Here is a 22440-nt window from a genome sequence, read left to right as displayed (position 1 = left end):
AGACTCCGGGGCGAGAAGTACTCTCGCGCTCAGAATTCGTGAGCAACGCTCACCGCAGGAAGGAACCGAATGACCAAGCTCAGGCTTGCGATCGTGGGCGCTGGCCCCGCTGGCATTTACGCTGCTGACATTCTGCTGAAGGCCGAGCGTAAGTTCGACGTCTCGATTGACCTCTTCGAGGGTCTTCCGGCGCCGTACGGTCTGGTTCGCTACGGCGTCGCCCCCGATCACCCGCGCATCAAGGGCATCATCAATGCGCTGCGCGACGTGCTCGACCGCGGCGACATTCGCCTGTTCGGCAACGTCCACTTCGGCACCGACATCACGCTCGATGACCTGAAGAAGCACTACAACGCGGTGATCTTCGCGACCGGTGCGGTGCGCGACACCTCGCTCAACATCCCCGGCATCGACGCCGCCGGCTCATACGGTGCCGCAGACTTCGTGAGCTGGTTTGATGGCCACCCCGATGTTCCGCGGGAGTGGACCCTCGACGGCGAATCCGTTGCCGTCGTCGGCAACGGCAACGTCGCGCTTGATGTCGCCCGCATGCTCGCAAAGCATGCCGAAGATCTTCTGGTCACCGAGGTTCCGGACAACGTCTACCAGGGGCTTGCGAAGAGCCCGATCACCGACGTACACGTCTTCGGTCGCCGCGGACCGACATCGGTCAAGTTCACGCCTCTTGAGCTGCGCGAACTGGGCGAGCTGCGCGATGTCGACATGGTCGTCTACGACGAAGACTTCGAGTACGACGAAGCCGCCAAGACCGCCGTTGCTAGCAACAAGCAGGTCATGGTCATCGACCGCGTGCTGCAGTCGTGGCGTCAGCGTCCGGGTGCGAACAACGCCGGAGGCGAGGCCTCACGCCGTTTGCACCTGCACTTCTACGCCAAGCCCATCGAGGTCAAGACCGACGAGAACGGCCGGGTCTCCGGTTTCGTCTACGAGCGCACCCGTCCAGACGGCGAGGGCGGCGTTGTCGGCACCGGCGAGCTTCGCGAGGTTCCGATTCAGCAGCTGTACCGCGCCATCGGCTACTTCGGATCCCCCTTGGAGGGCGTTCCGTTCGACAAGAAGCACGGCGTGATCCCCAACCACGAGGGTCAGGTGCTGCGCAAAGACTCGAACGAGCGCGTTCCCGGTTTGTACGCAACGGGCTGGATCAAGCGTGGCCCCGTTGGCCTGATCGGTCACACCAAGTCAGACGCGATGGAGACGGTTCGTCACCTCATCAACGACCAGGGCTCGTGGTGGCACCCGGAACACCCGGAAGAAGAAGCCGTCACCGCGCTGCTGGAAAGCCGCGGAGTGCAGTGGACCGACCTTGACGGTTGGCACCGTCTCGACGCGCACGAAGTGAGCCTCGGCGAACCGCACGAGCGTGCCCGAGTCAAGGTGGTTCCGCGCGAAGAAATGGTGAGCGTCTCGCGCGATCTCACCCGCCCCGCGAAGTAGCCCGCACCGCCGTCGGAGATCACGGCGAGCCGTGAATCTCGTGTCGGCTTCGCACTTGACGGGTTCTCTCGTATGGTCGAAGGCATGTGGGACTGGAAGCCGGATATTCTCGGCGCGCCATTTGAGCAGACGACACTGCCGCTGGGCGAAGACAACGAGGGCGAGGTCGTTGCGACGCTCGTGCGCTCGCTGGCAGCGCCATCGACCTGGTGGCGACGGCTGGCGGGCGATCAGCGCGAACTGACCGACGTCGATGTGCTCTACGTGCACGGCTGGAGCGACTACTTCTTTCAGCGTCGCCTCGCGCAGTTTTGGACCGACCGTGGCGCCAACTTCTACGCCCTCGATCTGCGCAAATACGGGCGATCGTTGCGGCCCGGGCAAACACCGGGTTTCATCACCGATCTCACCACCTACGACGAAGACATCGCGGCGGCACTGGCGGCGATGGGGTTTAAGACCGACCGTGCCCGCGCCGACCGACGACTGGTGCTGATGGGGCACTCCACCGGCGGTCTCACGCTGTCGCTGTGGGCTGCCCGCCATGCCGGCGTCGCCAGCGCCGTCGTGCTCAACAGCCCCTGGCTGGAATTGCAGATCACCGGAATCACCCGTCAGGCGGTCGCGGCGTTCTTGCAGCTGACCGCGAAGGTGCGCCCGATGGATGTCGGCCCGCAGGTTGACCTCGGCTTTTATTCACGCGCGCAGCGTGAGGTGGCGGTTGCCGACGACGCGTACGAGATCAATCTCGATTGGCGCCCGGAACGCACCATGCCGGTTCATGCCGGATGGCTCAACGCGATCGTGACCGGCCAGCACACCGTTGAGGCGGGCCTCGGCATCGACGTGCCGGTGTGCGTCATGCTGTCGCAGCGCACCTGGATCGGCGTGCGCTGGTCAGCCGAAGCTCTCACCTCAGACACGGTCTTGGTGGTCGACGACATCGCGAAGGCGTCGCTCAAGCTCGGCCGCTCGGTCACCATTGAGCGTATTGACGGCGCGCTGCACGACGTCTTCCTCTCCAACCGAGCGGCCCGCGACGACGCTTACGCGACCCTCGGCCGCTGGGTCGACCACATGCTCCGCCCCTAACGACGCGCACGTGGTTCCGGAACCACGGCGGCGCGGGCTATGCGTGCTCGGCTTCGGCGGCGGCGCGGGCCGCGGCGGGTAGCGCCGAGACGATGTGCTCGATCGCGGCATCGTCGTGCGCGGCGGTCAAGAACCACGCCTCGAAAACGCTTGGCGGTAGCGAGACGCCCTGCTCGCGCATGGCGTGGAAGAACGCCGGGTAGCGCCAGGCTTCTTGCTCGCGTGCTTCGTCGTAGTTGGTGATGGAACCAGAGCGGAACGCGAGCGAGAACAGGTTGCCGGCGTGGGAAATGACGTGCTCGACACCCTCGTCTTCTAACGCCTCGCTGAGCGACGAAGCCACGACGGCAGCCGCGTGATCGACCCGCTCGTAGACGGCGGCGTCGGCCAGACGCAGCGTGGCGATGCCCGCGGCAACGGCGAGCGGGTTTCCGCTGAGGGTTCCGGCCTGATACACGGGCCCGAGGGGCGCGAGCTGGTCCATGATCTCGGCGCGGCCGCCGAGACCGGCAAGAGGCATGCCGCCGCCGATGACCTTGCCGAAGGTCACGATGTCGGGCCGCCAGATGGCGCCGTCGGTACGCTCCAGTCCCCACCAGCCGGCGGTGCTGACGCGGAACCCGGTGAGCACCTCATCCAGAATCACCAGCGCACCATGCGCATGCGCGGTCGCCACCAAGAACTCGTTGAAGCCTGGTTCCGGCGCGAGAATTCCGGCATTGGCGCCGGCTGCCTCGGTGATGATCGCGGCAATCTTGCCCGCGTGCGCGGCGAACGCGGCGTGAACCGCATCGCGATCGTTGTACGGCAACACCAGAGTCTGCGCGGCGATCGGGGCGGGAACACCGGCGGAACCAGGAATAGCGAGCGTGGCAAGACCGGAGCCTGCATCGGCCAACAGGCCGTCGGAGTGACCGTGGTAGTGCCCGGCAAACTTGATGATCAGATCGCGACCGGTCACACCGCGCGCCAGACGCACCGCGGTCATGGTGGCCTCGGTGCCCGTCGAAACCAGGCGAAGCTTGTCGATGCCGCGCACGCCGTTGACCGTGAGGCGGTCGATGACCACTTCGGCGAGTTCGGCTTCTGCGGGCGTTGATGCACCAAACGATAGACCTTGCGCGGCGGCCTGCTGCACGGCCGCGACGACCTCGGGGTGGGCGTGACCGACGAGCGCGGGGCCCCAGGAGGCGACGAGGTCAACATACTCGTTGCCCTCGACATCCCACACCCGCGCACCCTGTGCCCGCGTGATCGCCAGCGGCGTGCCACCCACCGAGGCAAACGCACGCACCGGCGAGTTGACGCCGCCGGGAATCACCGCGCGTGCGCGTGCGGCAGCCTGCTCATTGGTAACAGCCGTTTCGTTCGTGACCGTGGTCATCGTGCCCACCTCTCTGCGACCTCAGCCGCCCAATACGTCAGAATCGCGTCGGCGCCAGCGCGACGGATAGAAATCAGCGACTCATCAATGGCGCGATCGCGGTCGATCCAGCCGTTGGCTGCGGCCGCCTCGATCATCGCGTACTCACCAGACACCTGATACGCCCACACCGGAACGGGGGAGGCAGCGGCCGCGTCGGCCAGCACGTCAAGGTAGGGCAGGGCCGGCTTCACCATCACGATGTCGGCGCCTTCGGCCACATCGAGGGCGACTTCGCGCGCACCCTCGCGCCGATTCGCGGGGTCCATCTGATAGGTCTTGCGGTCGCCGACGAGGCTTGAATCGACCGCCTCGCGGAACGGGCCATAGAACGCCGACGCGTACTTGGCGGCATACGCCAGCAGAGCCACATCGGTGTGCCCTGCGGCATCGAGTGCCGCACGCAGAGCCGCGGTCTGGCCATCCATCATGCCCGACAGTCCGAGCAGCGCCGACCCTGCCTCGGCCTGCGCCAACGCCATCGCAACATAGCGCTCAAGCGTGGCATCGTTATCGACCGCGCCCCGCGCATCCAGCACGCCGCAGTGGCCGTGATCGGTGAACTCGTCAAGACACAGGTCGGTCTGCACGACGAGCGCATCGCCCACCTCGCTCGCCGCGATCCGCGTTGCCACCTGCAAGATGCCGTCTGGATCGCTCGCCCCGGTTCCGGTCGCGTCTTTGTGCAGCGGAACGCCAAACAGCATCACGCCGCCAACGCCCAGCGAGGCCGCGTGCGCGAGCGCCGAACGCAACGAATCCAGGCTGTGCTGCACGACGCCCGGCATCGAAGACACCGGCTTTGGCTCGGTCGCGCCTTCGCGAATGAACATCGGCAGAATCAGCTGCTCCGGCGCGATGTGAGTCTCACTCACCAGTCGACGCCACGCGGGCGTTGCCCGCAACCGGCGCGGACGAATGGGAAGAGTCATGTGCGTTTCTCCAGGCTGGGTTTCGGGGGTGAGGTGGGGCGTTTCGTCTCGCTGCGCTCGCTCAACGGGCGGGGATGGACGTTGAGCGAGTGGCGGAGCCTCGAGTCGAAACGTGGTGGCTGTGTGGAGTTGGGGTGGGGCGGTTCGTCTCGCTGCGCTCGCTCAACGGGCGGGGTTAGGGGCGACGCATGGGGGCGAGGTCGGCAGCGCCCTGCGCGAGAAGATTCTCAGCCACGGCGTCGGCGGCGATATCGGCGGCACCTGGCTCATCGACGGCAACCGCGTGCGACGCCGAGACGGAACGCGTGCCATCAAGGCTGTATACGGTGGCGTCGAGAAAGAGCAGGCCGTCTTCGACGAACGCGTGCGCGCCGAGCGGGGCAGCGCAGCCCGCATCGAGGCGCGCCAACAACCCGCGCTCGGCGTCGGCGGCGATGCGGGATTCGTGATGATCGAGCCTCGCGGCAATAGCCTCGTTGCCGGTCGGAACCTCAACGGCAAGCGCGCCCTGGCCGGGAGCCGTCGGCCACGAGCTCAACGGGAAGTACTCGGTGATGCGGTCGGCGTAGCCAACGCGCTGCAATCCGGCTGCCGCAAGCACGACCGCATCGAGACGACGCTCCTGATCGTCGGTGGTGAGGCGCTCGAGCCTGGTGTCGACGTTGCCGCGAATATCGACCAGTTCGATATCGGGTCGGCGAGCCGCCAGCTGCGCGCGTCGGCGGGGCGATCCGGTGCCGACCTTGGCGCCCGCGGGCAGCTCATCAAGTGTCAACCCATCGCGCGAGCACAGCACGTCGCGGGCGTCAGCGCGCGGCGGCACCGCGGCGATCGACAGCTCGGCAATTACCACGGTCGGCAAATCCTTGTACGAGTGCACCAGCAGATCGACCTCGCCGCGCAGCAAGGCGTCTCGCAACGCGTTCGCAAAGATGCCCTGACCGCCAACCTCCAGCAGCGAACGCGTCGACGTGTCACCCTCGCTGGTGATCGTGACCAGCTCAGCGCCGAGCTGCTCGGCAATCATTCCTGCTTGCGCGACGGCGAGCTTGGAAGCGCGGGTTCCCAACCGGTAGGTCATGATTCTTCTTTCATTTGGATGATGCGAGCATCTCAGTTGCGGTGCGTCGTGCGTGGGCGACGACGGCGGCGAGCCCCGTGCCGGAGGCGGCCTCGCCAACCCAGCGTATGGTTCCGCGATCCGCCTCGGCCAGTGGTGTGGCGCGCGCCCAGCGACGCTCAAGCACCGTGTGGATCGCCTCGGGCGCGGAACCCATGAGCAGGGCCGCGTCGTTGACCCCCTTTGCGAGCGGCTCGGGTGTGGCGCCGTCGTAGGAGAGGCGTACGACCTGCTTGCCCTCGAAGGCGCGAGCCACCCACTCCCACTTGGCGCTCACGTGGGTGAGTGCGCGGGCTGAGACTCCGGGGGCGCCGCGGGTGACGAGCACCCCGGTGCCGCGAGGCGCCGACTGCCAGGCGCGGGCGGAGGCGACCACCGTCACCAGCGTGACGTTGCGGGTGGGGGCGCCTGCTGGCGGCGCCGCCATGACGACCTCGCCGTGATGGGTGCGGCCGTCAAATGTCACGGATGACGCCGAAATCTCGGTGGCGACCGTGCCTCGGTGAAGGTCAACGCCTGCCTCGACGGCGCTCGCGGCAAGCGCGATGGGGAGCGTGTGCATGCCGCCGCAGAGGCTGGCGACGGCGGAACCGGCCGGCGCGATCCGGCGGACCTCGCGAATGGCGCGTGCCAGGGATCGCTTGTCGGTGACGAGCCCGGCGAGCGCGGGGTGTGCCGCGGCGATTGGGAGGGCATCGGGTTCTGCGGAGTGCACGCCGCGGGTGATGGGGCCAACCAGTCGCTCGGTGACGCGGCGCCCCATGCGAGCGGTGACGAGGTCGCCAAACGTGGTGGCGTCGGCGCCAACGCGGCGCGGCAGAACCCGGTCAGCCCAAGCGCGCGCGGCACCGGCAACGCCGATCGACGCGCGCACGTCGGCGGCGAACGGTGAGGAGGGAACGCCCAGCAGTCCCGTCGCTGGCAGCGGCAGCGCGGTTCCGTCTTCGCGGTAAATCCACGCCGGCGCGTCCAGCGGCATGACAACGCGGTCGCTTAGCCCGAGCTCGGCGATCAGCGCGGAAACCGCGGTGGTGCGAGTCGCGAAAGACTCGGCAGCCGCATCGAGCTGGTGGGCTTCAACATCGAGCGCCGTGACCTGACCGCCGGTGCGATCTTCGCGCTCAATGACGTGCACGCGGCGCCCGCCGAGGGCGAGGTCGCGCGCGAGGGTGAGGCCGGCAACGCCGCCCCCAACCACGAAAATGTCAGAGGGCATGAACGTGCTCGACGATGCGCGTGAGCAGCGCCGGCTTGGTGTCTGGCGTCACGCCATGACCGAGGTTGACGATGTGCGAGCGGGCCGCCCGGCCGCGAGCAACAACGTCATCAACGTTGGTGCGGATCGCATCCCAGCCGGCGCCAAGCACGGCGGGGTCGATGTTGCCCTGCACGCCGGCGCGGTCACCCAGCACGGCAGCAGCGTCATCCAACGGCATGCGCCAGTCGATACCGACGGTCGTCGCTCCGAGATCAGGAATGAGATCGAGCATGTCGCGCATGCCGAGACCAAAGTGGATGCGCGGAACATCGAGGTCGCTGAGCGCGGCGAAGATTGACGCCGAGTGCGGGGCGACATGCGTTTGCCAGGTGGCGCGTGACAGCGAGCCCGCCCACGAGTCAAACAGCTGTACGACGCTGGCGCCCGCCTCAACCTGGGCGCGCATGAACTGTGCGGTCGCGTCGGCGCACCACGCCAGCAGAGCGCTGAAGGTCGCGGGCTCGGCCAGCATCATTGCTCGGGCGCGCGCCTGGTCTTTGGAGGGGCCGCCCTCGATGAGGTAAGACGCCAGCGTGAACGGTGCGCCACCGAAGCCGATGAGCGGTGTCGAGCCGAGCTCGGCCGTAATGATCGCGATCGCCTCGCGAATCGGCGTGAAATCGAGACTGTCGAGCGCGGGCAGGGCGGCAACGTCCGCGGCCGTGCGAACCGGCTTTGCGAACACCGGTCCGCGACCGGCAACGATCTCCACGTCGACGCCGGCAATCAGCGGCGGAATGACGATATCGCTGTAGAACACCGCGGCGTCTACGCCGTGACGAAGCACCGGCTGCAGGGTGATTTCTGCCGCCAATTCGGGCGTGAGGCATGCCTGCAACATTCCCGTGGTTCCGCGCACCTGGTGGTACTCCGGCAACGACCGACCCGCCTGGCGCATGAACCAAATGGGAGGTGTCTGCTGCTTCTCGCCGCGAGCGGCAAGAACGAGGGGAGCGGAAGCAGTGCGGCCATCAGAGAGCGGGTGCTCGGGTGCAAGGGGCATACAAATCAGGGTATCGTCTGATGTTGTTCAGAACATCAGATGATTACCAGGAAAGTCTGTGAGGGTAGGCGATCGTGCTGTTATGTCTCACGGCCAATCACCGCAATACGGAGTTCGACGTGCTCGACCGCGTCGCCCGTTCGGTCGATGCCGCCACCGCCTCTGCCTTCACCGCGCACGACCATGTTCGTGGCGCGGTGGTGCTTGCCACGTGCAATCGATTCGAGGCGTACTTGGATGTCTCAGACGACGCCGAGGCGCCCGAGTTGATTGGAACCGCGGCGCTGGCCGGGCTGTTGGAGAACGGTGCCGAGTTGGCGGCTTCGGTGACCGCCCTCAGCGGTGACGACGCGATTCGTCACCTCTTCTCGGTGAGCTCTGGGCTCGAATCGATGGTGATGGGCGAGGACGAAATTTCTGGCCAGGTGCAGCGCGCGCTGGTCTCCTCCCGCGAGGCGGGAGCGGTCACCGGGCATCTGGAACAGGTGTTTCAACGCGCGGCCACCGCGAACCGCGCCGTGCGGGCGCGAACAGACTTGGCAGCTTCCGGCCGCACGCTGGTGCGCACGGTGCTCGACATGTTGGAGCTGCGGGTGTCGGATTGGTCGCCGATTCCGGTGCTGATCGTCGGAACCGGCTCCTACGCTGCCACCACCATTCAGTCGCTGCGGGCGAGAGGCGCCCAGAACCTGCGGGTCTTTTCGGCGACGGGGCGCGCTGCGCGGTTTGCCGAAAAGTTTGACGTGATCGCCGAAGACGATCTGCCCGATGCGATCTCCCGCGCCCGCATCGTGATCACCTGCACCTCGCGCTACACGGTCACCACCGAGCACATCATCAACGACAAGAGGCGCCTGCTCATCGACCTGGGTCTGCCCCGCAACATTGACCCCGCGGTGGGCGAGCTTGCCGGTATTGAGCTCATCGACCTCGCCGTCATCGGCAAACACGCCGAGCTGCCCGAGCTCGCCGACGTTGCTCGCGATGTTGTCGGCAGCCACACGGCTGCCTATCTCGCGCAGCGGGCCGCCGCACCCGCGATCGTGGGGTTCCGCCGTCACATCGCCGACACTCTCGCAACCGAACTTGCCCGTCTGGGCGAGAGCCATGGTTCCGCCAACTCGGGCGAGAATGATGCGGTCGAGCGTGCACTCCGTCATTTCGCGGCCGTGCTTGCTCATGGCCCGTCGGTGCGGGCCCGCGAGTTCGCCGAAGCCGGGCGCCTCGACGAGTTCGAGAAGGCGCTCGAACTGGTCTTTGCCCCCCGGCGTAGAGAGCGACCGCTAACAGAAGGTGACGTGGTTTAACGCATGACGCGTAGCAAGCTCAAGCTGTGGGTTCCGGTGATTATCGTGGTCGTGATTGTCGGCGCGATTTTTGGGTACCTGGGGTATAACGCAATTCCGTTGACGAAAGAGCACGTGATCGGCACGTGGCATGCCGTTGATGGTGAGACGGGCACGGCAACGTTCAACGCCGACGGCACGTTCGAGTTACAGGGCATGTCGTTGAACCCCGTCACGAGTTACGACGCCGCTGGCGAGTTTTACGCAACCGGAACCTGGCCGCTCATTGAGCGCGAAGGACACGACAGCCGCCTGAGTGTGCATGTCGATTCCTTTGGCGAGACGCAGGGCAAGGCGGTTCCTGATGCGGGCAGTATCCCGATTTGGGTGAGCAGTGTCGTGCGCAACTGGCAGCGCGCGCTGTACTTCTCCGACGGCGAAGAGGTTCACACACTCGTCATGGTTAAAGACTGACCCCACCGCATTACGTCGGCGCCGGCGGCAGGGGCGGGTCGCGGAACCATATACACCGATACTCAGCAAACCTTCGGCATTGGGGGTGGACATGTCGAATACCGGTGTGTATTGTTGATAGTTGCGCTCACTTCCCCCTGCCCTCATATGGTGGTCGGCAGAGTCTGTGTCTCCGTTTGCGAGAACGGTTCAGGCTTTGGGAAGAGATGAGCACCCACCTACGACAAGGAATCACGAGACCCGGCTGGGTCCCCTGGAGGTAATTCCCTTGGCAGCTGCGCGCAACGCATCCACCACCACACCCAAGAACGGACGCGGAGCATCCCGCCTCTCGTTCGCCAAGATTTCTGACACCCTGACGGTTCCTGATCTGCTCGCTCTGCAGGTCGAATCGTTTGACTGGCTCGTCGGAAACGAGAACTGGAAGGCCCGCGTCGCTGAGGCGCAGGCTGAGGGGCGCACCGACGTCCCCGAGGTTTCGGGTCTTGAGGAGATCTTCGAGGAGATCAGCCCCATCGAAGACCTGAGCGAGACCATGCAGCTCTCGTTCACGAACCCGTACCTGGAGCCGGAAAAGTACTCGATCGACGAGTGCAAGGAGCGTGGCAAGACCTACGCCGCGCCGCTGTACGTCGAAGCCGAGTTCATGAACCACCAGACCGGTGAGATCAAGACCCAGACGGTCTTCATGGGCGACTTCCCGCTCCAGACCAACAAGGGTACGTTCATCATCAACGGCACCGAGCGCGTCGTCGTTTCGCAGCTCGTCCGTTCGCCCGGTGTCTACTTCGATCGCACGCCCGACAAGACGAGCGACAAAGACATCTTCTCCGCTCGCATCATTCCGAGCCGTGGCGCATGGCTTGAGTTCGAGATCGACAAGCGCGACCAGGTTGGCGTTCGTGTTGACCGCAAGCGTAAGCAGTCGGTCACGGTGTTCCTCAAGGCTCTCGGCCTGACCAGCGAAGACATCCTCGCTGAGTTCGCCGGTTTCGACTCGATCGAAGAGACGCTGTCGAAAGACACGATCCTCACGAAGGAAGATGCGCTTCGCGACATCTACCGCAAGCTCCGTCCGGGCGAGCAGGTTGCTGCCGAGGCTGCCCGCGCGCTGCTGGACAACTTCTACTTCAACGCGAAGCGTTACGACCTGGCTAAGGTCGGTCGCTACAAGATCAACCAGAAGCTCGGCCTGGACGCGCCGTCGACCGAGTCGGTTCTGACGGTTGAAGACATCGTCGCCACCATCAAGTACCTGGTTCGCCTGCACCGCGGCGATGCTTCGTTCGAAGGCATCCGTGGCGGCAAGGCTGCCGACATCACGCTCGCGACCGACGACATCGACAACTTCGGTAACCGTCGTATCCGCGCCGTCGGTGAGCTCATCCAGAACCAGGTTCGCACCGGTCTGTCCCGCATGGAGCGCGTCGTTCGCGAGCGCATGACCACGCAGGACATCGAGGCCATCACGCCGCAGACGCTTATCAACGTGCGTCCGGTTGTGGCAGCGATCAAGGAGTTCTTCGGAACCTCGCAGCTGTCGCAGTTCATGGACCAGAACAACCCGCTCGCCGGCCTGACGCACAAGCGTCGCCTGTCGGCGCTCGGCCCCGGTGGTCTGTCGCGTGAGCGCGCTGGTGTTGAGGTTCGTGACGTTCACCCGTCGCACTACGGCCGTATGTGCCCGATTGAGACTCCGGAAGGCCCGAACATTGGTCTGATCGGTTCGCTCGCATCGTTCGCGCGCATCAACGCTTTCGGTTTCATCGAGACCCCGTACCGCCGCGTTATCGACGGCAAAGTGTCGTCGACGATCGACTACCTCACGGCTGCTGAAGAGCAGGACTTCGTTGTGGCACAGGCAAACGCTGTGCTGAAGAAGGACGGCGCATTCGCCGACGCTCGCGTTCTGGCTCGTTCGGGTCGCGACGGTGAGGTTGACCTCTTCCCGGCTGACGAAATCGGCTACATGGACGTCTCGCCGCGCCAGATGGTGTCGGTGGCAACCTCGCTCATTCCGTTCCTCGAGCACGACGACGCAAACCGCGCCCTCATGGGTGCCAACATGCAGCGTCAGGCTGTTCCGCTGCTTCGCTCGGAGTCGCCGCTGGTCGGTACCGGTATGGAGGGCTTCACCGCTATTGACGCCGGTGACGTGGTCACCGCCGACAAGGCCGGTGTGATCTCCGAGGTCTCCGCAGACCGCGTTGTGATTCAGCTCGACGAGGGTGGAACGCAGGAGTACTACCTGCGCAAGTTCGACCGCTCCAACCAGGGCACGTCGTACAACCAGCGTGTGATCGTCGCACAGGGTGAGCGCATCGAGGCTGGCGAGGTTATCGCCGATGGCCCCGCCACCGAGAACGGTGAGCTCGCACTGGGTAAGAACCTCCTCGTTGGCTTCATGACGTGGGAAGGCTACAACTACGAAGACGCGATCATCCTCAGCCAGGATCTGGTGAAGGACGACACGCTCTCCTCGATTCACATCGAAGAGTACGAAGTTGACGCCCGCGACACGAAGCTCGGCAAGGAAGAGATCACTCGCGACCTGCCCAACGTTTCGCCCGAACTGCTCAAGGACCTCGACGAGCGCGGCATCATCCGCATCGGTGCCGAGGTTCGCCCCGGCGACATCCTCGTCGGTAAGGTCACGCCGAAGGGTGAGACCGAGCTTTCGGCCGAAGAGCGCCTGCTGCGCGCCATCTTCAACGAGAAGAGCCGCGAAGTTCGCGACACCTCGCTGAAGGTTCCGCACGGTGAGCAGGGAACCATCATCGCGGTGAAGGAATTCAACGCAGAAGATGGTGACGACGAGCTCGGCTCGGGCGTTAACCGCCGCGTCGTGGTCTACATCGCTCAGAAGCGTAAGATCACCGCCGGTGACAAGCTCGCTGGTCGCCACGGAAACAAGGGTGTTATCGCCAAGATTCTCCCCGTGGAAGACATGCCGTTCCTCGCCGACGGAACCCCGCTTGACGTGGTTCTGAACCCGCTCGGTATTCCGGGTCGAATGAACTTCGGTCAGGTTCTCGAGACCCACCTCGGTTGGATCGCCAGCCGTGGCTGGAAGGTTGAGGGCAACCCGGAGTGGGCAGTTCGCCTGCCGGAAGAGGCTTTTGAAGCGGCTCCCGGAACCAAGGTTGCAACCCCGGTGTTCGACGGTGCGGAAGAGCAGGAGATCGCAGGTCTCCTCGACTCGACGCTCGTCAACCGTGACGGCGTTCGTCTGATCGACTCCACCGGTAAGGCCCAGCTGTTCGATGGTCGTTCGGGCGAGCCGTTCCCGGCTCCGATCTCGGTCGGCTACATGTACATCCTGAAGCTGCACCACCTTGTCGACGACAAGATCCACGCGCGTTCCACGGGTCCCTACTCGATGATCACGCAGCAGCCCCTCGGTGGTAAGGCGCAGTTCGGTGGACAGCGCTTCGGTGAGATGGAAGTGTGGGCCCTCGAGGCCTACGGTGCGGCATACGCACTCCAGGAGCTCCTCACGATCAAGTCCGACGACATCCTCGGTCGCGTCAAGGTGTACGAGGCCATCGTCAAGGGCGAGAACATCCAGGAGCCTGGCATCCCCGAGTCGTTCAAGGTCCTCATGAAGGAAATGCAGTCGCTCTGCCTGAACGTCGAGGCTCTCGGCGCAGACGGACAGCCTGTCAACCTCCGTGAATCGGACGATGAGGCCTTCCGCGCAGCGGAAGAGCTCGGCATCAACATTTCGACCCGCTTCGAGTCGGCATCGATCGACGAGATTTAATCTCGCCGACCGTCCACACGATTTAAAGAACCGACACAGGAGAAGACGTGCTCGACGCACCTACTTTTGAAGAGCTTCGTATTGCACTGGCGACCGCGGACGACATCCGTAAGTGGTCGTTCGGTGAGGTCAAGAAGCCCGAAACGATTAACTACCGCACCCTGAAGCCGGAGAAGGACGGTCTGTTCGGTGAGCAGATCTTCGGACCTTCCCGCGACTGGGAGTGCGCATGTGGCAAGTACAAGCGTGTCCGCTTTAAGGGCATCGTTTGTGAGCGCTGTGGCGTGGAGGTCACCAAGAGCTCCGTTCGTCGCGAGCGCATGGGTCACATTGAACTCGCTGCCCCCGTTACGCACATCTGGTACTTCAAGGGCGTTCCGTCGCGCTTGGGCTACCTGCTGGACATGGCGCCGAAGGACCTTGAGAAGGTCATCTACTTCGCCGCATACATGGTCATCTCGGTTGACGAGGATGCTCGTCACCGCGACATGGCAACCCACGAGGGTGGCATTCGTCTTGAAATGAAGACGATTGCCGACCGCCGTGACGCCACGGTCAACGACCGTCTGGCCAAGCTGGAAGAGGAGCTTGCTGCTCTCGAGGCTGAAGGCGCAAAGGCTGACGCCAAGAAGAAGGTCAAGGACGCTGCCGAGAAGGAAATGGCGCTCGTTCGCAAGCGTTCCGACGAGCAGATCGCTCGCCTGGAGCGCGTGTGGGAAGAGTTCCGTACCCTCGAGGTCGGCCAGCTCAAGCCCGAAGACGATGTCTTCCAGGAGCTGCAGGACCGTTTCGGTCAGTACTTCGAGGCCTACATGGGCGCGGAGTCGATCCAGAAGCGTCTGCAGTCGTTTGACCTGCAGGCCGAGGCTGAGAGCCTGCACCTGCAGATCTCCGAGGGCAAGGGTCAGCGCAAGATCCGCGCGATCAAGCGCCTGAAGGTTGTCAACTCGTTCCTGATGACCGGCATGACGCCGGCCGCGATGGTGCTTGACGTGGTTCCGGTTATTCCGCCGGAGCTGCGCCCGATGGTTCAGCTTGACGGTGGCCGCTTCGCAACGAGCGACCTGAACGACCTGTACCGCCGTGTCATCAACCGCAACAACCGCCTGCGTCGTCTGATCGACCTCGGTGCTCCCGAGATCATCGTCAACAACGAGAAGCGCATGCTGCAGGAAGCTGTTGACGCGCTGTTCGACAACGGTCGTCGTGGCCGCCCGGTTACGGGTACCGGCAACCGTGCCCTGAAGTCCCTGAGCGACATGCTCAAGGGTAAGCAGGGTCGCTTCCGTCAGAACCTGCTCGGAAAGCGTGTTGACTACTCCGGCCGTTCGGTCATCATCGTTGGTCCGCAGCTGCAGCTGCACCAGTGTGGTCTGCCCAAGCAGATGGCTCTGGAGCTGTTCAAGCCGTTCGTGATCAAGCGTCTGATCGACCTGAACCACGCGCAGAACATCAAGGCAGCTAAGCGTGCCGTTGAGCGCACGCGCCCCGAGGTGTGGGACGTTCTCGAAGAGATCATCCGCGAGCGCCCCGTGCTGCTGAACCGCGCACCGACGCTTCACCGCCTCGGTATCCAGGCGTTCGAGCCGCAGCTCGTTGAGGGTAAGGCTATTCAGCTTCACCCGCTCGTGTGTGCAGCCTTCAACGCTGACTTCGACGGTGACCAGATGGCTGTTCACCTGCCGCTGTCGGTTGAGGCTCAGGCCGAGGCTCGCGTTCTGATGCTCGCATCGAACAACATCCTGAAGCCGTCTGACGGACGCCCGGTCACCCTGCCTTCGCAGGACATGATCATCGGTCTGCACCACCTGACCACGGTCAAGGCTGGCGCTGCCGGTGAGGGTCGCGCGTTTGGTTCCGTTGCTGAGGCGATCCTGGCTAAGGACGAGGGAACCCTCGACCTGCAGGCCAAGGTCCGCATCCGCATTCCGGGCATGACCTTCCTTGAGGGCGAAGCTCCCGAGGGCTACGACGCACACGGCCTGATCGATGCATCGCTCGGTCAGATCATGTTCAACGACACGCTTCCCAAGGGCTACCCGTTCGTTCGCGAGCAGGCAGACAAGGGCAAGCTGAGCCAGATCGTCAACAAGCTCGCCGAGGAATACCCCAAGGTTGAGGTTGCTGCGTCGCTTGACCGCATCAAGGACGCCGGTTTCTACTGGGCCACCCGTTCGGGTGTCACCGTGGCACTGAGCGACGTTCTTACGCCTCCGCGTAAGAAGGAGATCGTTGCGGAGTACGAGAAGAAGGCTGCGAAGATCACCAGCCAGTTCGAAAAGGGTCTGCTGACCGACGATGAGCGTAAGAAGGAGCTCATCGAGAACTGGACGAAGGCTACCGACGAAGTTCAGGCCGCTATGCGCGAGAACTTCCCGGAAGACAACACCATCAACCGCATGGTGTCTTCGGGTGCTCGTGGTAACTGGCTGCAGATTCGTAACATCGCCGGTATGCGTGGTCTGGTCAACAACCCGAAGGGTGAGATTATCCCTCGCCCGATCATCTCGTCCTACCGCGAGGGCCTGTCGGTTGCTGAGTACTTCATTGCAACCCACGGTGCTCGTAAGGGTCTGGCTGACACCGCTCTGCGTACCGCAGACTCGGGTTACCTCACGCGTCGTCTCGTCGATGTTTCGCAGGACGTCATCATTCGTGAAGAGGACTGCGGAACCACGAAGGGCCTCGAGTTCGTCATCGCAAAGACCGACGCAACGGGCACCCTGGTGCGCGACGAGAACGTCGAGAACTCGGTGTTCGCTCGTACCCTGTCGGCTCCGGTTGTCACGGCAGATGGCACGACCATCGCCGAGGCTGGCGACGACGTCGGAGACGTTCTCATCGACAAGCTCGTTGAGGCTGGCGTTGAGACGATCAAGGTTCGCTCCGTGCTGACGTGTGACTCGGCTGTTGGTGTGTGTGCACAGTGCTACGGTCGCTCGCTCGCAACGGGCAAGATCGTTGACATCGGTGAGGCCGTCGGCATCATCGCTGCTCAGTCGATTGGTGAGCCCGGTACCCAGCTGACGATGCGTACCTTCCACACCGGTGGTTCCGCTTCTGCTGACGACATCACGCAGGGTCTGCCCCGCGTGCAGGAGCTCTTCGAAGCTCGTACCCCGAAGGGTGCATCGCCCATTGCTGAGGCAGATGGACGCATCACCATCGAGGAGACCGAGAAGCAGAAGAAGGTCATCCTGACGCCCGACAACGGCGACGAGCCGGTCGTATACCCGGTGCTGAAGCGTGCAACGCTTCTCGTCGAAGACGGCCAGCACATTGCTGTCGGTCAGCCGCTGCAGCTCGGCACGCTTGACCCCAAGGAGGTCATGCGTGTTCAGGGCGCTCGCGCGGCGCAGAAGTACCTCGTTGGTGGCGTGCAGGGCGTTTACCGCTCGCAGGGTGTGCCGATTCACGACAAGCACATTGAGGTCATCGTGCGTCAGATGATGCGCAAGGTCACGGTTGTTGACCACGGCGACACCGATCTGCTGCCCGGTGAGCTCGTTGACTCGCGTCGTTACCGCGACCTCAACCGTGCGGCCGTCGGTGAGGGCAAGCGCCCCGCATCGGGTCGTCCGGAGCTGATGGGTATCACGAAGGCGTCGCTTGCGACCGAGTCGTGGCTGTCGGCTGCGTCGTTCCAGGAGACGACCCGCGTGCTTACGCAGGCCGCCATGGAGGGCAAGAGCGACCCGCTCGTTGGCCTCAAGGAGAACGTCATCATCGGTAAGCTCATCCCGGCTGGTACGGGTCTGTCGAAGTACCGCAACATCACTGTTGAGGCGACGGAAGAGGCAAAGAGCGAGCGCTACCCGAACCGGATCTTCGCATCCGACGGCGCGTACAGCGAAGCTGACCTGAGCTACACCGAGTTTGACGGTTTCTCGACCGACGGATTCACGACCTACAACTAAGCCCTACTGACTCAGTAGAGCTGGGCCCCCGCCTGCGGAACCTTCCGCAGGCGGGGGCCTTTGTTTTGCCCGGGTGGCGTGCGTGCCCGGGGTGGTTGTCGTTCCCGGGGCCTTTGTTGCGCCTGGGGCTCTATTGTGCCCGGGCCTTTGTCGCGCCCGGGCGCCTTTGTCGTGCTCGGGGGCCTTGAGTCCAGTACCGCATCGCGCCCGCGCCGGTCCCTTTGGTTCCGTTATCAGCTGCATCGACTGAGGACCTGCGTTGCGCACGCGAAAGCCCTGTTCTGCACGATGGATTTCCTGTTCTGCACGAGCATCTTCCTGAGGAGGGCCAAAATCGCGGCGTGTCGCGATTTTTGTCGGCTTTCATCGTGCATAACAGGGGAAATGGGGGCTGGTGGAGCGGCGCAGTTGGTATGCGGCTGCCGGGAACCAGGCGGGTTGAGAATACGTCGAGGAGACGCGCGTTTCAGGTAACGAGGACCTTGTACTCCTGTTCTGCACGATGGAGTCTCTGAGGAGGGGCGAATTCCCGGCGTGTCGCGAGCATCGTCGTATTTCATCGTGCACAACAGGAGAGGCGGGGCGGAGAGGCCACCGCGGAACCACAAGAGTCACCGCGGGGCATCGCGGAACCACAGGAACCACAGGAACCACCGGAACCACCGGAGGCGCGGTGCCCGAGCCTCAACACCCCAAAACCGGGCCCCCGAACCAACCGGATTCCCGCACCCACATAACCGCAGAACGGGGGAGTGTGCGAGTGTCGCGGCGGAAATTGCGGCGGCGGGCGTAGCGTTGCGTCATGGCACGGGTGTCAGGACGCAATGTCACCGCAGCGTGGGTGGTGGGGGTGCTGTGCGCGGCTATTCTCGTGGCGACGATCGTGGTTTCGATGCCGGTGTGGGGCGATCTTGCGATGATGGTCTCCGACTGGTGGAGCAACAACGCGCCATTCCGCGGGGACTAGCCCGATTCGTTTCGGGGAGACTAGCCCGAAACCGGGAATCTGCCGTCTTTGCCGGTGAAGTCGCGGCATGGCTCCGCGGCGCCCGCGCATCGCGGGGCTACTCTGGGCACGCACATTCATGCGCGCAAGGAGATTCTCATGAGCGACAACAAGACCCCTGAGCCGGAGTTCGGCGAACCGGTTGCGGAGCCTACCAGCGAGGACAACGTCGTCGACCGTGCGCACGAGGCGCTCGCCGACGCCCAGGCTGCACGCGCCGAGGTCTCGGCCAACGATGAGACCGCCGCCGATGTGCCCGCCGCGTCAACCGCCGACAACGCGGCCACACCTGCCAATGAGCAGCCTGCCGAGGACGAACCCGATTGGGCTGCCCTCGACGAGGTCATGGCTGCCGAAGCCGCGAAGAACGGCGGAACCACGGGTGCCGCCGAAAGCGCCGCTACGGCTGGCAACACGGCAGAGCAGACATCCGCCGACGCCACCGCATCGGCAAGTGCCGCCACAGACGCCAACAACACCGCCACCGACGTCAAGACCGAAGCGACCGCTGGGGCCCCCGAAACCGCGGCCAAGCCCGCCTGGTACGACAGCCCCGAGGTTGCCTCGGCCACCGCCAACCTGCCGCAAGAGGTTCAGGGCGTCACCGAGGTTCCGCTCACCCCTCCCGTCATCGAGGTCGATGAGGTGCTCGTCGGCACCGCCCCCGCGCAGCCGATCTTTGTGCAGGCGCCGGAGCCGCCGCTGGTGCGCGGCAATCGCGGTGCCGCAGGCCTCATCGGCTTGCTCGCTGCCGTTGTGTTCGCCATCGTCTACCTCGCGGCACGCCTGCTGTTCAGCGGCATCAATGTGCTCGACCCGGCTGCCCTGCTTGACGAAACGCTCGCGCAGGTTTCTAGCTTTGCGCTGTGGGTTCCGGTCGTGGTGTTCTACCTCGCCTTCTGGTTGCTCGGTGCCTTCGTCAACCGTGGTCGGTGGGCATACTGGGTGATTTTCGGTCTCTTCGTTGGCCTCGCGGCCTACGCTGGCCACGTGCTCGGCGCCGTCATCCAGGCCGGCCCGTGGCAAACCGAATGGTCCGAGGCCGTCGAGATCATGGGCCAAGAGATCGTTGCCCCCGCGGCCATCGTCGCGCTGATCATTGGGCGCGAACTGCCGATTTGGTTTGGCGGATGGATTGCCAAGCGCGGTCGCCGCGTCACCGAGTGGAACAACGAGGCACAGGCCGAGTACGAGCGCACGCTGGAGGCGGGCCCCCAGCTCGGCTAACGTGACAACTTCTGACGGCCCCCAGCGTTCGACGAGCCTTGTGCTCGCGGCCCTGGGGGCCGTCGTTTTTGTCTCCCTCATCATCACGGGCGATGCCATCACGAGCGTGCTGACCAAAACCGACGTGATTGAAATTGCCGGCGCTAGCCCCCTGGTTCCGGTCGTCGGAATTGCCGCTGCGACCGCGGCGTGGGCCGTCATTGTGATCCGCGGCATCGCGAAGCGGGGGAGCATCGGAACCGCGACAGCGGCGGGCGTGCTGGCCAGCCTCGCGTATCTGGCCGGCATGTTTGTGGCGAGTTTGGGCTCAGGAATCGCAGCGGCGACGGTCGCAACGCACCTCATCATGGCGGGATACGTACTGGTTGTGCTGATCGCCGGGGTGGCGACCGCGGCGGGCACGCTGGCGCTGAGCCGCGCCTCCGGCAAGACGCCGCAGTGGCCGTGGGAAGACGAGAACGGCGACGAATAACGCCCAATCGGCCAAATTTGGCTTACGGTGTGAACGTGGAGCGATCGCTGGAAACCCAGGTGGGTCAGGCCGTTGATGCGTGGCTCGCATGGTTGCCCCGCTGGCAACCGGCAACCCATCGCGGCCGGGTCGCCCCGTGCCGCCGGTGTTTCGGATCCCCGGTGCTTGCCGCAGCCGGTCTCGGCGCCGATGTGCCGCATGCCGTGCAGCACGGCCTCTCCACCCGCATGAAGACCATCATCGACCGCGCCGTGTCGACCTACACCGAGCGCAATCTGCCCATGCTGCAAGCCGAGCTTGACCACCAGGCGGCCCGCAACCGCGCCCGACGGTATCGGCCAACCGACGATCTCGACCCCGAATTCGACGGCCTGCCGCTTGATCCAGACCCCGAGCCCGGTGCACCCTTTCTATTCACCATCGCGGGCCTCGCCGACGAAGCCGACCAAGAGGTTCCCGCCCTTCCGCCGCTGTCTGCCGAAGCCAAACAGGCGTTGCGGCAAGAAGTCGGGTTGGCCGATGACTACGCCAACATGATCGGGCGCGAGATCTGCACCCTGCTCTACGCGCACCGGCTGCGCATGCGCACCGCCGTCGTGCAATACGTGGAACCACAGATTGAGGCGATGCTGGCAGAACTGTCGTTGACGCTGGATGCGCCGTTTGATCCGGGCGAGGGTAACACCCCGCTCACCTGAAGCGACAGGCGCGCTTGCCCTGCTGACCTGAAGCCTAAGTGCGCTTGCCCCTGGCGCCGGAGTCACCGAATCTGTCGGCTTGCCTGAGATTTCTCGTCTCTCGGCGTGTCTGGCGGCTGTTACGATTGCTCACGTTCTCGTGTTTTTTGCAGCGCCGAGAACAGTGCTGACCGGAGGGGAGACTGTTGGCCAAGCGAGTCGTGTCTGCGCCGCCCGTATTGGCGGGGCTGACCTTTGTGCGCCCACTGGGCTCTGGCGGCTTTGCCGATGTCTTTCTTTACGAGCAGGCGATGCCGCGACGTGAGGTTGCCGTCAAGGTGTTGCCAAGCAACGTCGCCGACGTCGAGCTGGTGCGCATGTTCAACGCCGAAGCCGATGTGCTCGCCCGCCTCTCCGCGCACCCCTCCATCGTGACGGTCTACCAGGCCGGTATCTCGGCCGACGGTCGCGCCTACATTGTGATGGAGAATTGCCCGGGTGCGCTGTCGCCTCGCTACCGCACCGAGAAGATTCCGGTCGCCGAAGCGCTGTCGATCGGCATCAAGATGGCCGGCGCCATTGAAACCGCGCACCGAGCAGGGCTCGTACACCGAGACATCAAGCCGGGCAATATCTTGACCACCGCCTTCGGGGTTCCGGTGCTCGCAGACTTTGGTATCTCCTCCTCCCTTGCACGGGCAACGCCCGACGGCATGATGGCAATGAGCGTGCCGTGGACAGCTCCTGAGGTGATCGCCGAGCAAACCAGCGGTGACATCCTGTCTGAGGTGTGGAGCCTCGGCGCCACCGTCTACTCGTTGCTTGCCGGGCACAGCCCGTTTGAAAAGACCGAGCAAGGGCAGAACACTCGCGAGCAGTTGCGAAAGCGCATTCTGCGCGCCAACTATGTTCCGATCACCCGTGCCGATGTTCCGCCCGCCCTGCAGCAGGTGCTCGAAGCATCGATGCGTCGCAATCCGCGCGAGCGCTATACGAGCGCGCTCGCCTTCGCCGAGGCGTTGCGGCACGTGGAACAGTCGATGGGGTTGCCCTCAACGCCGCTGGAAGTCGCCGATGATGTGTGGGCGGCACCACCCGTCGATTTTGCCAACGACACCGCGCGCGATCATGTGCGGGTGCAGGTTGCTGCGCCGATTGCGCGCAAGGTGCGCCAGAGCACCGGAATGCGCGGTCACCAGCGGTCTGAAGACAGCGAGTTTGTGCCGACGCGTAACCGCGGATCCCGCACCGCCGTGTGGATCGCGGTGGGCGCAGTCGCGCTCGTGGCCGTTGGTGTGACGGCCGGCATTGTGATTGCAGGTCTGTTCTAAC

General features: G+C 64.4%; 16 protein-coding genes. 11 read left to right on the top strand and 5 right to left on the bottom strand.

Going from position 1 to position 22440, the window contains the following annotated elements; genetic code table 11:
• Positions 1-69: 69 nt before the first annotated feature.
• Both FVP60_RS05175 and FVP60_RS05170 read left to right on the top strand, forming a co-directional pair.
• Positions 70-1458: an FAD-dependent oxidoreductase gene (locus FVP60_RS05175; RefSeq protein WP_147825156.1), complete on the top strand. Its 1389-nt coding sequence runs from the start codon at positions 70-72 to the stop codon at positions 1456-1458.
• A gap of 72 nt (positions 1459-1530) precedes the next feature.
• Entirely contained in the window at positions 1531-2550 is a 1020-nt protein-coding gene (locus FVP60_RS05170) for an alpha/beta hydrolase (RefSeq protein ID WP_246132460.1), read from the top strand.
• Between the two features lie 37 nt (positions 2551-2587).
• Here the strand turns inward: FVP60_RS05170 and FVP60_RS05165 are convergent, their stop codons facing one another.
• The 5 genes from FVP60_RS05165 to hemE form a co-directional block, all read right to left on the bottom strand.
• Entirely contained in the window at positions 2588-3934 is a 1347-nt protein-coding gene (locus tag FVP60_RS05165; protein ID WP_147825155.1) for a glutamate-1-semialdehyde 2,1-aminomutase, read from the bottom strand.
• Entirely contained in the window at positions 3931-4905 is a 975-nt protein-coding gene (hemB, locus tag FVP60_RS05160) for a porphobilinogen synthase (protein WP_147825154.1), read from the bottom strand. The genes FVP60_RS05165 and hemB overlap by 4 nt, the downstream gene beginning before the upstream one ends.
• Positions 4906-5080: 175 nt before the next feature.
• Positions 5081-5986, bottom strand: coding sequence for a hydroxymethylbilane synthase (gene hemC, locus FVP60_RS05155; RefSeq protein WP_147825153.1), 906 nt, complete (start codon positions 5984-5986; stop codon positions 5081-5083).
• A 10-nt stretch (positions 5987-5996) separates the two neighbouring features.
• The gene (locus FVP60_RS05150) at positions 5997-7241 is read right to left on the bottom strand and encodes a protoporphyrinogen/coproporphyrinogen oxidase (RefSeq protein WP_147825152.1); all 1245 of its coding nucleotides are present in this window, start codon (positions 7239-7241) and stop codon (positions 5997-5999) included.
• Complete coding sequence (gene hemE / locus FVP60_RS05145) at positions 7231-8286, bottom strand: uroporphyrinogen decarboxylase (protein WP_147825151.1); 1056 nt, start codon at positions 8284-8286, stop codon at positions 7231-7233. The genes FVP60_RS05150 and hemE overlap by 11 nt, the downstream gene beginning before the upstream one ends.
• 74 nt (positions 8287-8360) lie before the next feature.
• On the opposite strand from hemE, the gene FVP60_RS05140 reads away from it, so the two are divergent.
• The 9 genes from FVP60_RS05140 to FVP60_RS05100 all read left to right on the top strand — a co-directional run bounded on the left by FVP60_RS05140 (position 8361) and on the right by FVP60_RS05100 (position 22439).
• On the top strand, positions 8361-9593 hold the full coding sequence (locus FVP60_RS05140; protein ID WP_187240570.1) for a glutamyl-tRNA reductase: 1233 nt from the start codon (positions 8361-8363) through the stop codon (positions 9591-9593).
• Positions 9594-9596: 3 nt separating this feature from the next.
• On the top strand, positions 9597-10046 hold the full coding sequence (locus tag FVP60_RS05135) for a hypothetical protein (protein ID WP_147825149.1): 450 nt from the start codon (positions 9597-9599) through the stop codon (positions 10044-10046).
• Between the two features lie 268 nt (positions 10047-10314).
• Positions 10315-13809, top strand: coding sequence for a DNA-directed RNA polymerase subunit beta (gene rpoB, locus FVP60_RS05130; protein WP_147825148.1), 3495 nt, complete (start codon positions 10315-10317; stop codon positions 13807-13809).
• Between the two features lie 47 nt (positions 13810-13856).
• The gene (gene rpoC, locus FVP60_RS05125) at positions 13857-17726 is read left to right on the top strand and encodes a DNA-directed RNA polymerase subunit beta' (RefSeq protein WP_147825147.1); all 3870 of its coding nucleotides are present in this window, start codon (positions 13857-13859) and stop codon (positions 17724-17726) included.
• 802 nt (positions 17727-18528) lie between these two features.
• Positions 18529-18693: a hypothetical protein gene (locus tag FVP60_RS12990; RefSeq protein WP_187240569.1), complete on the top strand. Its 165-nt coding sequence runs from the start codon at positions 18529-18531 to the stop codon at positions 18691-18693.
• Between the two features lie 138 nt (positions 18694-18831).
• Positions 18832-19959 (top strand): ABC transporter, encoded by a 1128-nt coding sequence (locus tag FVP60_RS05115; protein ID WP_147825146.1) that lies wholly within the window; start codon positions 18832-18834, stop codon positions 19957-19959.
• 1 nt (position 19960) lies between these two features.
• A complete protein-coding gene (locus tag FVP60_RS05110; RefSeq protein WP_147825145.1) occupies positions 19961-20431 on the top strand; it encodes a hypothetical protein in 471 nt (156 codons plus the stop codon).
• A gap of 35 nt (positions 20432-20466) precedes the next feature.
• On the top strand, positions 20467-21129 hold the full coding sequence (locus FVP60_RS05105) for a spermidine/putrescine ABC transporter substrate-binding protein (protein ID WP_147825144.1): 663 nt from the start codon (positions 20467-20469) through the stop codon (positions 21127-21129).
• 185 nt (positions 21130-21314) lie between these two features.
• Complete coding sequence (locus FVP60_RS05100; protein ID WP_147825143.1) at positions 21315-22439, top strand: serine/threonine-protein kinase; 1125 nt, start codon at positions 21315-21317, stop codon at positions 22437-22439.
• Position 22440 lies beyond the last annotated feature (1 nt).

The sequence above is a fragment of the Microbacterium mitrae genome, from assembly GCF_008017445.1.
Lineage (GTDB): Bacteria > Actinomycetota > Actinomycetes > Actinomycetales > Microbacteriaceae > Microbacterium > Microbacterium mitrae.
This window is presented reverse-complemented; position numbering and strand designations above follow the sequence as displayed.

What these genes read in the sequence shown, in the direction of transcription:
- FVP60_RS05175 (WP_147825156.1), top strand. Translation starts at nt 70, where the DNA reads ATGACCAAGCTCAGGCTTGCGATCGTGGGCGCTGGCCCCGCTGGCATT.
- FVP60_RS05150 (WP_147825152.1), bottom strand. Translation starts at nt 7,241, where the DNA reads ATGCCCTCTGACATTTTCGTGGTTGGGGGCGGCGTTGCCGGCCTCACC.
- FVP60_RS12990 (WP_187240569.1), top strand. Translation starts at nt 18,529, where the DNA reads ATGGCACGGGTGTCAGGACGCAATGTCACCGCAGCGTGGGTGGTGGGG.
- hemC (WP_147825153.1), bottom strand. Translation starts at nt 5,986, where the DNA reads ATGACCTACCGGTTGGGAACCCGCGCTTCCAAGCTCGCCGTCGCGCAA.
- FVP60_RS05165 (WP_147825155.1), bottom strand. Translation starts at nt 3,934, where the DNA reads ATGACCACGGTCACGAACGAAACGGCTGTTACCAATGAGCAGGCTGCC.
- hemE (WP_147825151.1), bottom strand. Translation starts at nt 8,286, where the DNA reads ATGCCCCTTGCACCCGAGCACCCGCTCTCTGATGGCCGCACTGCTTCC.
- FVP60_RS05170 (WP_246132460.1), top strand. Translation starts at nt 1,531, where the DNA reads ATGGTCGAAGGCATGTGGGACTGGAAGCCGGATATTCTCGGCGCGCCA.
- FVP60_RS05135 (WP_147825149.1), top strand. Translation starts at nt 9,597, where the DNA reads ATGACGCGTAGCAAGCTCAAGCTGTGGGTTCCGGTGATTATCGTGGTC.
- hemB (WP_147825154.1), bottom strand. Translation starts at nt 4,905, where the DNA reads ATGACTCTTCCCATTCGTCCGCGCCGGTTGCGGGCAACGCCCGCGTGG.
- FVP60_RS05115 (WP_147825146.1), top strand. Translation starts at nt 18,832, where the DNA reads ATGAGCGACAACAAGACCCCTGAGCCGGAGTTCGGCGAACCGGTTGCG.